Below are 1,504 nucleotides of genomic sequence, written 5' to 3' on the forward strand. Positions count from 1 at the left end.
TAGTCTCGTGGGCTCGGCCCAGGGCCGCCACCCAGGGCAGGCTGGCCTCGTCCAGCACATCCTGCATCGGCCGCCCTCCGCCCGCACGGGCGTCGACCAGTTGCAGGATGCGCACCGCCGCGGCCAGCGCCAGAGCCGCCAGCCGGAACAGCTTGTCGGGTACCCGCACCTGGGTCGTGTCGAGGCCCAGGCCGTCGCGCTTGAGGGCGCGGAACACCTCCTCGATGCGCCAGCGCAGCCGATAAAGCCGCACCATCTCCCGCGCCTCGGCCGCGTCGGCCACCGCCCGGGTGGTCAGAAGCCGCCAGCACAGCGGCACTTGGCCCTTCGGCGGCTCCGGCTCTTCCACCACGACGAGATGCAGCGCCAGCGTCGGCGGCTCGTGGGCGCTCCCCCTGGCCGGACGCTTCAGCCTCAGCGGCCCGGCCCGCAGCGTGACCTCCGCCGTCCGCGCCGGCTGCCCGGGCCTGGCCGGGATCGTCACCCGGTCCTCGGCCTGCACCGGCCAGTCCGCCGCCTGCGACCGCATCAGCCCGCCCTCGGCCAGGGCCCGGTCATGGCGCGCGCGGACCAGAAGGTCGGTGCCGGCGGACCGCCGGGCAAAGTGGCTGTAGAGGTCGCCCTCCTGGTCGGCCACCACGATCAGGCTCTCGGCCACCCCGCCCAGGCACGCCGCCGCACCGCGAGCTCCCGTGATCCAGCGAAAGCTCTCCTTCTCCTCAAGGGAGCGCCCGTGGCGGGGCCCGACCCGGCCCTCGGACCGGGTCCAGATCTGGGCATCGATCACCCCCAGCACCGCCTCGTCCTCCGCATCCACGGCGATCACCGGGTGCAGGAAGAAGCCGGGATCGCGCCCGTTGCCGGCCGGACCGAGCCCGTCGCGGCCCGCCGCCTCCCCGCCAAAGCCGATCTCGCTGGTGTCCTGCACGGCCACGATGGGACGTCCGGCGCAGGCGCGGGCCGTGCGCCGGCCGAACGCCTTCAGGATGCCGCCCACCGTCGTGCGCGGCGAGGTCAGGTAGCGATGCGCCGACGCCGTGCCGGCCTCGCTGCCACCGACCGCGCTCAACACCACGCTGCCCGTCGCGACGATCCGTTCGAACAGCCACGCACCACGCGCCTCCGTCCGCACGTCGCCGATCCCAAGACCATCCATCGCCCGCCTCCAGCACAACGCCAAAGGCTGCAAAACTCAAAACACCCGAATCGTTTCCGTAAAGGCCGTAGCCTGGAAGGAGAGGGAGCACGTCGCGCCTCATGTCGAACGCTCTGGCGTAGGGGCACAGCTGTCCAGCAGATGTGCGAATCCGATATACTAGGGGGAAAGGGACGCGCTCTGCTCCGCGAGACCAGATGGGTGAATCCAGAAACCATCCCGGTGAAAGAGCTGTGATGTGCCTCGCGCTCGCCGGTGGATGACTTCGATCATACTCGTCCCAATCATGGTTGGACCCGTCAAGGCTCTATGATCCGGCAGCGGTCGGGGGCCGAGCCCACGAGACTA

1 protein-coding gene is annotated in these 1,504 nt (G+C 70.9%); it reads right to left on the minus strand.

What is annotated here, in order from left to right:
* A partial coding sequence (locus VQ02_RS34185) for an IS4 family transposase (RefSeq protein ID WP_053080657.1) occupies window positions 1-1,156 on the minus strand: 1,156 nt, incomplete at its 3' end.
* Window positions 1,157-1,504 lie beyond the last annotated feature (348 nt).

Source organism: Methylobacterium variabile (assembly GCF_001043975.1).
GTDB lineage: Bacteria > Pseudomonadota > Alphaproteobacteria > Rhizobiales > Beijerinckiaceae > Methylobacterium > Methylobacterium variabile.